Raw genomic sequence first — 12750 nt, forward strand, 5'->3', positions numbered from 1 at the left:
GATCTGCCGAACGACGTATGTCTGCCGCTCGCCGCCTTTAGTCGCAATGTCGACGCGAGAGGTACCAATGCCGGATCAATCCCGTAGAACGGTGCGGGAACCTGTGACTAGGCTGCGGACATGGCCAGCGATGTGGACAGCGCACCGCTCGTCGGCCGCGCCGACCAGCTGGCGGTGCTGCGCGCCGCGCTCCACGACGAGATCGGCCCCGGGCAGACCGCCGCCGTCTTCGTCACCGGTGAGAGCGGGGTGGGCAAGACCCGGTTGCTCACCGAGGCTGCGGCGCGGCTGCGGGACGCGGGAGCGGTGGTGCTCACCGGCTCCTGCCTGGACATCGGCGACGCCTCCCCGCTGCACCCGGTGCTCCAGGCGTTACGCCGCTTCGACGCCGACCTCACCGCCGGCCAGGCCCGCACCTCGTCGGCGGTGCGGGGTCTGCTGCGGACGTTCGCCGCGGACAGCGGCGGCGCGGACAGCGCCGGGGCGCTGCTGGAACGGGTCTCCCGGGGGCTGAGCCTGATCGCCGAGGGCCGTCCGCTGGTGCTCGTCCTCGACGACCTGCAGTGGGTGGACCGGACCACCCGGCAACTCCTGCTCTATCTGCTCGCCGGGCTGGGCGAACTGCAACTGTCGGTGCTGGCGGCGGTCCGGGCCGAGTCGTTGCAGGGGGCCCACCCGCTGCGCCGGGTGCTCACCGAGCTACGTCGGTTGCGGTCGGTGCGGGTGCTCGACCTGGCCCCCCTCGACCGGACCGGCACCGACCTGCTGGCCGCCCGGATCGTCGGCGCGCCGCTCGCCCCGGAGGCCGCCGACCAGGTCTGGCAGCGCAGCGGCGGCAACCCGTTCGTGGTCGAGGAACTGGCCCGTGACCTGCGCGACGGCCGCGACGGGCTGTCCGACACGCTGCGCGAGATCTTCCTGTCCCGGGTGGACGCGCTGCCCCGGCACGCGCACGCCGCGGTGCACGCGGTGGCGGCGGGCGTCGAACCGGTCGAACACTGGCTGCTGGCCGAGGTGCTCGGCCTGCCCGAGGCCGAACTCATCGAGGCGCTGCGCGAGGCGGTCGCCCACCGGCTGCTCGTCGGCGCGGACGACGGCTACCGGCTGCGGCACCGGCTGGTCGCCGAGGTGCTCGCCCACGAACTGCTCCCGGCGGAACGCGCCGGCCTGCACCGCCGCTACGCCGAGGCGCTCACCCGGGCTCCGGCAGAGCTGCACCAGGCCCGGCTGGCCCACCACTGGCGGCTGGCCGGTGAACCCGGTCGGGCCCTGCCGGCGGCGATGGCCGCCGCCCGGGAGGCCGAACGGCTGCACGGTTTCGCCGAGGCGCACCGACACTGGACGGCGGCGTTGCAGTTGGCCGCCACACCGGTCACCGGGCCGGCGGACGCCCCACCCGAGGTGGACCGGACGGCGCTGCTGGAGCGGGCCGCCGAGGCCGCCCACAAGAGCGGCGAGCACGCCCGCGCGCTGTCCCTGCTGGCCGAGCTGACCGGGGGTGAGCCGCTCGACCCGTCCTGCGCGGTACGTATCCAACGGGCCCGCTACCTGGCCGCCGCCGGCCGGTCCGCCCCCGCCGAGGCGGAGTACCGCAGCGTGCTGGAGTCCGTCGACTGCACCGCCCGGGAACGGGCCGCCGCCGCCGCCCAACTGGCCCACCTGCTGGTCCTGCAGGGCCGGTACGCCGATGCCGGACAGCGCGCCCGTACGGCGTTGGAGCTGGCCGCGTCCGTCGAGGGCAGCACCACGGAGGTGGTGCTGGCCAGCTCCGCGCTGGGCTTCAGCGAGGCGTTCCTGGAGGACCCGGACGCCGGCCTGGCCGTGGTGCGTCGGGCCCTGGAGACCGCCGAACGCTCCGGCGGCCCGGAGGACGTGGCCTGCGCGTACCTGCACCTGGCGGAGCTGCTGACCGGGCCGCTGAACATCCTCGAGGAGGGGGTGGTGGTGGCCCGCCGGGGTGCCGAGCGGGTCGCCGAGCTGGGCCTGGGCCGCACCTACGAGACCCGGCTGCTGGCCATCGCCACCAACGGGCTGTTCCGGGTCGGCCAGTGGGCGGAGGCGGAGAAGGTGGTCGCGGCGGCGCTGCGGCACCGCCCGTCCGGCGCCGACGCGGTCGAGCTGCTGCTGGCCCGCTGCCGGCTCTCCGTCGGGTACGGCGACGTCGCCGCGTCCGACCGGGACCTGGAGGCGGTGGCGACGATGCTGGCCGGCGGTGGCGCGCCCCGGCACGTCCTGCCGATGCTGATCCTGCGGGCCGGGTTGGCGATGTGGCAGGGCCGGCACGACGTGGCCCGGCAGGCCGTGCAGCGGGGCCTGACCGAGAGCCGCTCCGACGACGTGGTGCTGCTGGGCACGCTGGCCTGGCACGGGCTGCGCGCGGAGGCGGAGGCGCACGCGAGCCGTACCGTGGCGGTCGACGAGACGGCCCTCCGCCGGCTGCGTGACGCGGTCGACCGGGTGGCGGCCAAGAGCGCGACGGCCGCCGGGCCGGTACGGGTCATCGCCGACGGCTTCCTGGCGTTGTGCACGGCCGAGCTGAGCCGCCTCGACGGCCGGGGCGATCCGGACGCCTGGGCCCGGTCGGCGGCCGAGTGGGACAGGCGCAACCACCCCTACCCGGCGGCCTACTCCCGGCTGCGGCAGGCCGAGGCGTTGCTGGCCCGACGCAGCCGCAGCGGTGCGGCGAGCACCCTGCTGCGGCAGGCCCACGAGATGGCGTCGAGCCTGGGTGCGGTGCCGCTGACCAGCGAGATCCGGACGCTGGCCGGCCGGGCGCGGGTGGAACTGACCGGGAGGGTCCAGCCTGCGGGGCGGGTCCCGACGCCCCGCACGGGCGGCTCCCGGTCGCCGGGCGCGGGTAGCCGCCGTGCCGTCGCAGCGGGGGAGGCCGCCGTGCCGCCCGGGCCCGACGAGCTGGCCCCGCTGACCGCGCGGGAACGGGAGGTGCTCGCCGCGGTGGCCGAAGGGTTGACCAACAGGGAGATCGGCCAGCGGCTGTTCATCAGCGAACGCACCATCGGCGTGCACGTGTCGCACATCTTCGACAAGCTCCAGGTGCGGACCAGGGTCCAGGCCAGCGCCATCCACCTGCGTAACCGGGGCGAGTGAGCGTACGTCCGACGCGGGCGAATACGTCGTTCTACTGATCCCCGCTGCGGCCGAGGCTGACAGGCTGTCTCTCGGAAACGACGGCGCGGCGCTGCCCCGACCACTGTGGAGGAGACATGACGGAACCGGTCTGGGGGCCCGTCCACGCGGACATCGTCGATCTCCTCGCCGACCACCCGGAGGACGTCCCGGCGGTGGTCGACCACCTCACCAAGCTCCAGGACCTGCTGGTGCGGCTGCCGCCGCTGGAGCGCAGCTGCCCGCTCGCCGACTTCAACCGGCTGTACCTGACCATCACCAGCCGGGTGCTGGAGGGGCTCTACGACGACTACTTCGCCGACCCGGTGTTCCTGTCCCGGCTGGACGTGGAGTTCGCCGCCCGCTACTTCGACGCGATGCGGCTGTGGACCGAGTCCAGCCCGACCACCCCGCGCGCCTGGGCGTGCCTGTTCAAGCGGATGCGTGGCCCGGACGCCCGGCCGTTGCCGTCGGCGGCGGCGGGGGTGAACGCGCACATCAACTTCGACCTGCCGTTCGCCCTGGTGACCACGTTCGACCACCTGGAGTCCGAGCCGGTGGACGGCACCGAACAGCACCGCGACTACCTCAAGATCAACGACATCTTCGCCGACAAGATCCCGTCGCTGCGGCGGGGTTACCTGGAGCGGTGGCAACTGCTCCTGGACATGCTCAACGGCGACATCGACGACTGGTACCAGGGCGAACTGGTCGAATACACCAGGGACGTGGCCTGGCGCAACGCGCAGAAGATCTGGCGTTGCCGGCACGATCCGCAGGCCCGAGACGGCGAGCGCACCCGGCTGGACGACAATGCCGCTGCGCTCGGCCGGCTGCTGCTGTCACCGCTGGGGGCGTTCCTGCAGTAGCAGCCGGGACGGGGGGTCCCCGCGCCCCGGGAAACCGGGGCGCGGGGACGCGTCCGTTACGCCAGGATGACCGGATGCGCCCGACCGAGGAACCGCTGCCCGGCAACGTCACCACCGGCGTGGTGCGGGTCGGCGACACCGTCCGCCGGCCGGTCGGCCCGTGGACCGACGCCGTCGACGCCCTGCTGACCCACCTGCGCGCCGTCGGCTTCGACGGCGCGCCCCGGCCGCTGGGCCGCGACGAGCAGGGCCGGCAGGTGCTGGAGTACGTGCCGGGGGAGCCGGGCCACCCCTCGGGGCTCTACCCGACGGCGGACCTGCCCTCGATCGGCCGGCTGCTGGCCGACCTGCACCGTGCCACCGCCGGGTTCGTGCCCCCCGAACCGGCCCGCTGGCAGGTGCCGATCCGCCCCGACGGCACGGACCTGATCTGCCACCACGACCCCGCCCCCTGGAACCTGGTCCGCGCCCCCCGGGGCTGGGTGCTGATCGACTGGGACGGTGCCGGCCCCGGCACCCGCCGCTGGGAGTTGGCGTACGCCGCGCAGGCCATGGCGGGGATGCGCCCCGACCGGCCGGTGTCCGACTCGGCCCGCCGGCTGCGCGCCCTGGTCGACGGATACGACCTGCCGGCGGCGCACCGTCCCGCGCTCGCCGCGACCCTCGGCCCCCGGGCGCGGGCCATGTACGACCTGCTGTGCGACGGCGCCCGGCGTGGCGTGCAGCCCTGGGCCCGGATCCACGCCGAGGACGGCCCCTACTGGCGGGCCGTCGCCGAGCACCTGTCGGCCCACGTGGACGACTGGACCCGCGCCCTGACGTGACCCGGCCGGCCGGCGTGCGCCCACCCCGGCCGGTCACGTCACCCATGGGCGTGCCCCGGTCGCACGGCACCCACGGGCTCGCCCCGGTGGCACGGCACCCACGGGCCCGCCCCGGTCGCACGGCAGCTGTGCGGTCGGCCCGAGGTCGCCGTGCCGGTTGGCGGGATCCGGGTGTCGGACGGCCCGCCCGGGGTACCCGTCGGTCATGCCCGCACACCGGTTCGCGTTCCGGTTCGATCCGCCGTTCCGGGTGCCGTTGGCGCTGCTCGGCATCCGGCCGCAGACCTGCGACGTGCTGCTCGACGATGCGGAACTGGTGATCCGGTTCGGCCGCTGGCGGCTGCGGACCGGCCGGGCGAACGTGGTCGACGCCCGGCGCGGCGGGCCGTACCGCTGGTGGCGGGCCGTCGGGCCGCACCTGTCCCTGGCCGACCGGGGGGTCACCTTCGGCACCGGCACCGCGGCCGGGGTGTGCCTGCGGTTCGGTACCCCGGTGCCGGGGCTGGCCCCCGGCCGGTGGCTGCGCCATCCGGCGGCCACCGTGACGGTGACCGACCCGGACGCCCTGCTGGCGGCCCTGCACGGCACCCCGGTCGACCGGCCCGGTCCCGCCTGACTGCCCGCCTTCCCCTGTTCCGGCCGGCCCGCCCGACCCCGGCTTCCCCTGTTCCGGCCGGCCGGGCCGCCTCCAGCGCCTACCGTCGGGGACAGGGGACACGAGGGCGGTCGGCGGATGGCGGACGGGCGGGACGGGACGCGGGGACGGCGGACCCGGGAACGACGGGGGAACGCGCCGCCACGGGGGCACGGGCGGGCGCTACGCGAGGCCCGGGACGCCGGCCAGGGTGAGCGCACCCGACCCGGGCCGGTGGGCCTGCCGGAGTGCGTGAACAGTCACGCCCGGCCGGCCCGGCCCGGTGGCGCGCTGCGCCGGTGGCTGTTCGCGTACCGGGTGCAGCCGGTCGGCCCGGAGACCGAGGAGGGCAGCCAGCGTCGGCATCCCTGGTGGCAGGTGATGTGCCTGACCGGGGTCGACTACTTCTCGACCCTGTCCTACCTGCCGGGCATCGCGGCGCTGGCCGCCGGGGCGCTCTCCCCGCTGGCCACCCTGCTGATCGTGGCGCTGACCCTGCTCGGGATGCTGCCGATGTACCGGCGGGTCGCCCGGGAGAGCCCGCACGGGCAGGGCTCGGTGGCGATGCTGGAACGGCTGCTGCCGTTCTGGCGGGGCAAGATCTTCGTCCTGGTGCTGCTCGGGTTCGTCGCCACCTCATGGATCATCACGATCACCCTCTCCGCCGCCGACGCCACGGTGCACCTGCTGGAGAACCCGTACCTGCCGTCGTCGGCGCCGCACGGCGAGGGGGTGGCCGTGCTGGTGACGGTGGCGCTGCTGCTCGTCCTCGGCGGGGTGTTCCTGCTCGGGTTCAGCGAGGCGGTGCTGGTGGCCGTACCCCTGGTGGTGGTCTTCCTCGGTCTCAACGCGGTGATCGTGGCCGACGGCCTGGCCGGGATCGCCGCCGACCCGGACACCGTGCGGAACTGGACGGCCGCCCTGACCGCCGGGGGTTCCGGCGTGGGTGACCTGGTCGGCCCGGCGGTGCTGGCCTTCCCGCTGCTGGTCCTCGGCCTGTCCGGCTTCGAGACGGGGGTGAGCATGATGCCCCTGGTACGCGGGGCGGGCGAGAACCGTGGGCAGCGGCTGGCCGCGCGGATCCGCAACACCCGCCGGCTGCTCACCGCCGCCGCGCTGATCATGTCGGTGTACCTGCTGACCACCACGTTCGTCACCACCGTCCTGATCCCGCCCCGGGAGTTCCAGCCGGGCGGCGCGGCGAACGGCCGGGCGCTGGCCTGGCTGGCCCACGCCCGGCTCGGCGAGGGGTTCGGCACGCTCTACGACATCAGCAGCGTGCTGATCCTCTGGTTCGCCGGGGCGTCGGCGATGGCCGGCCTGATCAACATCGTGCCGCGCTACCTACCGTCGTACGGGATGGCGCCGGAGTGGGGGCGGGCGGTCCGGCCGGTGGTGCTGGTCTACACCCTGATCAGCATCGTCATCACCGTCGCCTTCCGGGCCGACGTCAACGCCCAGGCCGGCGCGTACGCCACCGGCATCCTGGCGATGATGGTCTCCGGCGCGGTGGCGGTGACCATCGCGACCGTCCGGGCCCGGCACCGGTTCGCCGCCGCCGGCTTCGCGCTGCTCACCGCCGTGCTGCTCTACGCGCTGACCGAGAACGTCATCGAGAAACCCGACGGGCTCGCCATCTCCGGCATGTTCATCGCCGGCATCGTGGTGGTGTCGCTGGTCTCCCGGATCACCCGGACCACCGAGCTGCGCACCGAACGGATCGAGTTCGACGAGCCGGCCCGACGGTTCGTCGCCGAGTCGCTGGCCCACGACGGCCGGCTGCACCTGATCGCCCACAAACGCGACAGCGGCGCGCTCAAGGAGTACCGGGTCAAGGAGCGGGCACAGCGGGGGATGAACCCGGTGCCGGGCGCCTCCGACGTGCTCTTCCTGGAGATCGACGTGGTGGACCCGTCGGAGTTCAGCCAGGTGCTGTGGGTGCACGGGGTCGAGGTGGGCGGCTTCCGGGTGCTGCGGGCCAGCAGCCCGGCGGTGCCGAACGCGATCGCCGCCATCCTGCTGGCGCTGCGCGACGGCACAGGGGTCCGCCCGCACGCCCACTTCGAGTGGTCCGAGGGCAACCCTATCGCCCACCTGCTGCGCTACCTGATCCTCGGTCGGGGCGACACCCCACCCGTGGTCCGCGAGATCATCCGCAAGAGCGAACCCGACCCCTCCCGCCGCCCCGGCATCCACGTAGGCGCCTGACCCACACCCACCCCGTGCTCCCCCCGCGCCCCCGCCCCCCGCCCCGCGCTGGCCCCGCCCGCCCCCGGCTTTGCTCGGTGATCAAGAGGTTTGCGTCACCGGAGCACGCTTTTCTGACCGAAACCTCTTGATCACCGGTCCACAACCCCTTGATCACTGCATGGCGGTTGTCGATGGAGGGGGAGAGGGTGGAGGGGTGGAGGGGTGGAGGGGTGGAGGGAGCTTGTGGGATGGGTTCCTAGGATGCTTAGGGGGTGTGGGGTGGCGGGCGCGGGAGGGGGTGATCTGGAGCGGACATGACGCGGCCCGCGCCCCGAGGGGTGGGCGCGGGCCGGGAAGCTGCGGCTTACTTCGACGGCTCGGGGAGCTTGCAGTCGATCTTCGGGTTGGCGCCGATGTAGTTGAGCGGCCCGGCCACGATCGTCACCAGGATCGTGCCGGCCTCGGCACAGTTGGTGTCGTCGTTCCCGTAATAGCCCCGCTGACCAGCGGCGATAGCGCCGATGACCAGCCAGATGACGACGATGACTCCGAGGATCGACGTACCGCGCATGGGGGTGCCTCCCGGCTTGTGTGATGTTCGAGGTGACGCCCATGTACCCCATGGCCGGGACCGGGTAAACGGTATTCCGGAACGGTCAGCGCTATGGTGCACAATTCACCGACGGTGGCCACCGCGTACCGGACGACGGCGAGGGCTGGTGGACACGCCTCGCACGTGTCCACCAGCCCTCGCCGTCGGTTCGGCGGACGCTCCTATGCCGGGTCAAGTGGTTGGGGCGGGTTTTCGAGGCGTCGGTAGAGGTCTCGGGCGATGTAGCGTTTGAGGCAGCGTTTGATCTCTCGGTCGGTTTTGCCTTGGGCGCGGCGGCGTTCGGCGTAGGCGCGGGTGGTCTGGTCGCGTTGGAGGCGGCACAGAGCGATGGTGTGCAGTGCACGGTTGAGTTGCCGGTCGCCTGAGCGGTTGAGGCGGTAGCGGATGGTCTTGCCGGAGGATGCGGGGATCGGGGCGGTGCCGGCGAGCATGGCGAACGCGGCGTCGTTGCGGCAGCGTCCGGGGTGGGACCAGGCGGTGAGTATGGTCGCGGCGACGATCGGTCCGACGCCGGTGAGGTCGAGTAGGTCCGGCCGCCAGGAACGCACGATCGTGCGGATGGCCGCTTCGTGGCCGGCGGCTTCCGTTTCCAGGGTCCGGATGCGTCGGGCGAGGTCACGTAGCACTGTCAGGGCGGTGGTGACCTCGATGTCACCGCTGGTTGTGGTGGGTCGTAGCCGGCCGGCGGTGGTGATCATCGCGCGGGTGCTCTGCCCGCGGAAGCGGGTTCGCACTGTCTCCGGCGCGGTGATGACCATCGCGTGTAGCTGCCGCTGGGCGGCGGTGGCGGCCTCGACAGCCGCTCGGCGGGCGGTCAGCCGCATCTGCAACGCGGCCCGCTGAGGCCCGGTTTTAGGCTGCGTCAGCCGGGTGCGGGCCACAGCGTCGCGGGCGGCGCGTTCGGCGTCGATCGGGTCGGACTTCGCCCCGGCCCGGCGGGCGGGCCGCTTCGGGCGGTCCAGCTCGACGACCAGCTCACCGGCATCGGCCAGATAGCGGTGAAGGCCAGCGCCATAGCCGCCGGCGCCTTCAAGGGCCCAGGCCCGTAGTCCTGACTGCCCATCGGCGAGGGCTACCAGTTGCGCGTAGCCGTCCGGATCGGTGGTCACCGTAGCTCGGGCCAGGACCCCGCCGGTGCGGGTGTCGAGCACGGCGGCGGTGTGGGTGTCTTTGTGGGTGTCGACGCCGATGACGACCTCGACCAGATCTGCCAGCATGGACATGCGTTCTCTCCAAACCGTGGGGACGCGAGGGTCCGGTCCGGTGCGGAGATGGCAGGACTGTGATGAGACACGCCAGCCGCTAACTGGCGGTCAAGCTCCTGATCAGGCCAAACGTCTCCCGCCGGGCCGGGCGCCGGCAGCAGTGGGTGGACAAGTCCCGCGAAAGGCACGAAGCCAGTCAGACCTAGAGTCACGCCCGCTGCTGCCGACATCAGCCCATCACCTGCGGACCGACCCCGCCAGCCTCACAGTCAGTCCTGGCTGTCGGTGCCGGTCGGCGTCGGCAGCACCCGCTCGGCCTCGGCACCCGCACCGGCCAGCACCTGTGCCTGCTGCGGCCAGGTGGCCAGGCTCGCGGTGGCGCGCAGCCCGGCGGCACGGATCGTCTCCCGCAGGCTCGTCTCGTCCAGCGCGGCGAGCTGCCGGTAGCTGCGGATGCCGGCAGCCTGGAGCGCTGCGGCCAGCTTCGGGCCGATCCCCTGGATACGCCGGAAGTCGTCCACCGGCTCGTCCTGCGCCGCCGCGACGTCGGCGACGGAGGCACCCGGTGAAACCGGGGCACCGTCCGAGGCGGGGGCACCGTCCGGAACCGGGGCTTGCTCCGGAACCGGGGCGCTGTCGGCGTCGGGGGTGCGTTGCGTCGGGATCACCGGCTCTGCGGAGACCGGGACGTCGTCCACGTCGGGCACTCGCGGTGAGGTGCGCTCGGACGCATCGGCCGGCTCGGCTTCCGCAACGCCGGCCGGGATCGACCCGTCGACCGGCGTCGGCTCACCGGCCGGGGTCGGCTCGTTAACCGGCGTCAGTTCATCAACCGGCGTCGACGCGACTGCCGGGGTCGGCTCACCGGCCGAGTCCGGCTCGTCAGCCGGGGCCGAGGTGTCATCCGGACCCGAAGCGTCATCCGGGCCCGAGGTGTCAGCCGGGGCCGAAGCGTCATCCGGGCCCGAGGTGTCAGCCGGGGCCGAAGCGTCAGTCGGGGTGACGTCCGAGGCGGTGACCGGGGCCGTGGCGTCCGGCTCCGGGGCCACCGGGGCTGGTGCCGGCAGGTCGGCCGCCGCGCTGTCCGGGGGGTCCTCGACGGTGGTCCGGGGCGCGGGAACCGGCGCGGTGGCCTCATCGGTGACGCCGCTTCCGGGCGCGTCGTCACGGGTGGTGCGGCCGGTCAGGTCGATGGTGGTGGGTTCGTCCGCGAGGTCCGGCAGGGGGGCGGTCCGGTCGGCGGCGACCGTGCTGGAGGTGCCGTTGACGGCGGCGTCCTCGACGTCGGCGGTGGAGGCGGTGGAGGGAGCGGCGGAGTCAGCGGCAGCGGAGGACTCGGCGGGGACGGCCGTGCCGGCAGCGGCGGCGGGTGCCGGGGAGGTGTCGAGGGTGGCGGCCGGGCGCGGGGCGTCGATCGTGGCGGCGGCCTTCTCCTCCGGGGAGAGCCCCACCACCGGGTCACCCTCCACGATGGGCGTGGCGGTGGTCGGCTTCTGCCGCCCCCACAGCGCCCAGCCTCCGGCCAGGCCCACCAGCAGAGCCAAGATCACGACGAGCCACTGCCCGACAGTTGACGGCACGGCTACCTCCCTATCGCGTATGTCGTTGAGATCGCGAGGAAAACGCGAAAACCCGCCGCAGCTTTGCATACGCGAATGTCGGACGACAGGGAGGACCACACCTCGTTGCGCAGGTGGAATGCCCGGTGTCGGGCGGTATCGACGTCACGACAGGGCGTCGACGTCGGGAGGGCTCCGCGCCCCGGCGGCGGTTCAGCGCAGCGGCTCCGGGCTGGGCGCGTCGGAGACGTCCCAGCTGTAGAAGCAGCCGGCCGGCGCGTCCCGGGGCGACCGCCAGGTCGGCAGGTACGCCGACGTGTGGGCCGACAACCGTTCGTTGGTCCGCTGGTACAGCGGGTGCCGGCGGGCGGTGACCAGGGTGTCGACGTCCACCTCGGTGGTTTCCATCAGGTGTACGCACAGGTCGTGCAGGCGGTACAGGGAGCGGTGGCGCAGCCCGGTGAGTTCGGGTAGTTCGGTCGCGTCGGCTTCGGCGAAGATCTGGGCGACCCGCCCCTCCGCGCCGGGAATGATCCTGCTGACGATCACCAGACGGCTCATCGGACCCCTCTCGCCGGTGGCGCGCCCCGATCGGTCCAGGGCTCACGGTGGGTCCACCCTGGTGGTGGGGCTGTCACCTCGTCGTCACGCCGTCCGGCCGGATCGTGACGGCGGGCGGCCGGGGTGCGGCGGGTGGCCTGCCGGATCGGGGCGAGGGTCTCGTCGACCAGGGCGCACATCGCGGGGGACGGTTCCAGGCGCAGTTCCCGCATGAGCAGGTCCCGGTAGACGTAGAAGGCGTGCACCGCCTCGAACGCGTTGCCCTCGGCGAGGTGGATGCGCACCACCAGGCGGTGCGGGGTCTCGCGGAGCGGTTCGGCGGCCATCGCCTCCAGGGCGGCCTGTAACGCCTCGCCGTGCCGTCCGGCGTCGAGGTGGTCGACGGCGAGCTGTTCCAGCATGTGCAGCCGGAGCTGGCGCAGCCGTTCCCGGTCCAGCAGGACCCAGTCGTCGTACCAGCCGGGGAGCAGGTCGCGGCTGCCGGCGGCGAGCGCGTCGGCGGCGGCGCGCGGGTCACCCCCGTCGCGGACCCGGGCGGCGGTGGCGACCAGGTCGTCCACGTCGAGCCGGACGGCCGGATCGAGGCGGACGGTGTCCCCGCTGACCAGCAGCGGGCAGCAGGGGTCCTGGCGTAGCCGCCACAGGGCGGTGCGCAGGGACGACAACGCCCGTTCCTCGGGCACCTCGGGCCAGAGCAGCCCGGCGAGGTTGCTGCGGGTGGCGCCGGGGCGCAGCCCGATCAGGGCGATCACCCGTTGCAGCCCCCGGGGGACCACCACGGGGGTGTCGCCGTGCAGCAGCCGGAAACCGCCGAGCAGGTGCAGGCGTACCGGAGCGCCGTTGGTCGGCGTGCTGGCATGACCGGTCACGGGCGCACCCCCTGCACGGAAACCTGGGTCCAGATCGTCCGGTGTCCCGACGGGGTCCCCCGCGACGCCGTGGCCGGTTCCCTGCGCGGCCGAGCCGGGCCGGCCGGCACGAACACTACCAATATGATTACTCTCGGTCAACGAAAGTGTAGGCATGGTGACCGGGTCGCATTGCCCCTGATCTGCGAACCTCCATCACAATGGACAGCTCGCGCATAGCCGGTACACAGCATGCGTCAACGCACCGTCACCATCGTGCGGAGGTGTCGGGGGCCGCTGGGTGACGCCGGGGTGACGGGT

The 12750-nt window shown here is 73.5% G+C and carries 10 protein-coding genes; 5 read left to right on the forward strand and 5 right to left on the reverse strand.

Annotation, left to right across the window (positions count from 1 at the left end; translation table 11 throughout):
• The first annotated feature begins 120 nt into the window (after positions 1-120).
• The 5 genes from ACWCHM_RS10530 (at position 121) to ACWCHM_RS10550 (ending at position 7661) form a co-directional block, all read left to right on the forward strand.
• Positions 121-3108 (forward strand): helix-turn-helix transcriptional regulator, encoded by a 2988-nt coding sequence (locus tag ACWCHM_RS10530; protein WP_454222275.1) that lies wholly within the window; start codon positions 121-123, stop codon positions 3106-3108.
• A gap of 116 nt (positions 3109-3224) precedes the next feature.
• Positions 3225-3995, forward strand: coding sequence for a DUF5995 family protein (locus ACWCHM_RS10535; protein ID WP_204960600.1), 771 nt, complete (start codon positions 3225-3227; stop codon positions 3993-3995).
• Positions 3996-4069: 74 nt separating this feature from the next.
• Positions 4070-4819: an aminoglycoside phosphotransferase family protein gene (locus ACWCHM_RS10540; RefSeq protein ID WP_454222276.1), complete on the forward strand. Its 750-nt coding sequence runs from the start codon at positions 4070-4072 to the stop codon at positions 4817-4819.
• A 205-nt stretch (positions 4820-5024) separates the two neighbouring features.
• Positions 5025-5435 carry a hypothetical protein gene (locus tag ACWCHM_RS10545; protein ID WP_454222277.1) on the forward strand — a complete coding sequence of 137 codons (411 nt, stop codon included), beginning with the start codon at positions 5025-5027 and terminating at the stop codon, positions 5433-5435.
• A gap of 117 nt (positions 5436-5552) precedes the next feature.
• Positions 5553-7661, forward strand: coding sequence for an amino acid transporter (locus ACWCHM_RS10550; RefSeq protein ID WP_454222278.1), 2109 nt, complete (start codon positions 5553-5555; stop codon positions 7659-7661).
• Between the two features lie 346 nt (positions 7662-8007).
• Here ACWCHM_RS10550 and ACWCHM_RS10555 read toward each other — a convergent pair whose 3' ends face one another.
• The 5 genes from ACWCHM_RS10555 to ACWCHM_RS10575 form a co-directional block, all read right to left on the reverse strand.
• Positions 8008-8214: a hypothetical protein gene (locus tag ACWCHM_RS10555; RefSeq protein ID WP_204960603.1), complete on the reverse strand. Its 207-nt coding sequence runs from the start codon at positions 8212-8214 to the stop codon at positions 8008-8010.
• A gap of 203 nt (positions 8215-8417) precedes the next feature.
• Positions 8418-9479, reverse strand: a complete 1062-nt coding sequence (locus ACWCHM_RS10560; RefSeq protein WP_454218960.1) for an IS110 family transposase — start codon at positions 9477-9479, stop codon at positions 8418-8420.
• Positions 9480-9730: 251 nt separating this feature from the next.
• On the reverse strand, positions 9731-11041 hold the full coding sequence (locus ACWCHM_RS10565) for a hypothetical protein (RefSeq protein ID WP_454222279.1): 1311 nt from the start codon (positions 11039-11041) through the stop codon (positions 9731-9733).
• A gap of 192 nt (positions 11042-11233) precedes the next feature.
• Positions 11234-11581 (reverse strand): TcmI family type II polyketide cyclase, encoded by a 348-nt coding sequence (locus ACWCHM_RS10570; RefSeq protein WP_281897121.1) that lies wholly within the window; start codon positions 11579-11581, stop codon positions 11234-11236.
• A complete protein-coding gene (locus ACWCHM_RS10575; RefSeq protein ID WP_454222280.1) occupies positions 11578-12606 on the reverse strand; it encodes an AfsR/SARP family transcriptional regulator in 1029 nt (342 codons plus the stop codon). The genes ACWCHM_RS10570 and ACWCHM_RS10575 overlap by 4 nt, the downstream gene beginning before the upstream one ends.
• Positions 12607-12750: the final 144 nt, after the last annotated feature.

The sequence above is a fragment of the Micromonospora sp. SCSIO 07396 genome, assembly GCF_053667945.1.

Bases quoted from the DNA above. Each gene is read 5' to 3' on its own strand.
- ACWCHM_RS10535 (WP_204960600.1), top strand. From the start codon at position 3,225: ATGACGGAACCGGTCTGGGGGCCCGTCCACGCGGACATCGTCGATCTC.
- ACWCHM_RS10560 (WP_454218960.1), bottom strand. From the start codon at position 9,479: ATGTCCATGCTGGCAGATCTGGTCGAGGTCGTCATCGGCGTCGACACC.
- ACWCHM_RS10575 (WP_454222280.1), bottom strand. From the start codon at position 12,606: ATGCCTACACTTTCGTTGACCGAGAGTAATCATATTGGTAGTGTTCGT.
- ACWCHM_RS10570 (WP_281897121.1), bottom strand. From the start codon at position 11,581: ATGAGCCGTCTGGTGATCGTCAGCAGGATCATTCCCGGCGCGGAGGGG.
- ACWCHM_RS10555 (WP_204960603.1), bottom strand. From the start codon at position 8,214: ATGCGCGGTACGTCGATCCTCGGAGTCATCGTCGTCATCTGGCTGGTC.
- ACWCHM_RS10540 (WP_454222276.1), top strand. From the start codon at position 4,070: ATGCGCCCGACCGAGGAACCGCTGCCCGGCAACGTCACCACCGGCGTG.
- ACWCHM_RS10530 (WP_454222275.1), top strand. From the start codon at position 121: ATGGCCAGCGATGTGGACAGCGCACCGCTCGTCGGCCGCGCCGACCAG.
- ACWCHM_RS10550 (WP_454222278.1), top strand. From the start codon at position 5,553: ATGGCGGACGGGCGGGACGGGACGCGGGGACGGCGGACCCGGGAACGA.
- ACWCHM_RS10545 (WP_454222277.1), top strand. From the start codon at position 5,025: ATGCCCGCACACCGGTTCGCGTTCCGGTTCGATCCGCCGTTCCGGGTG.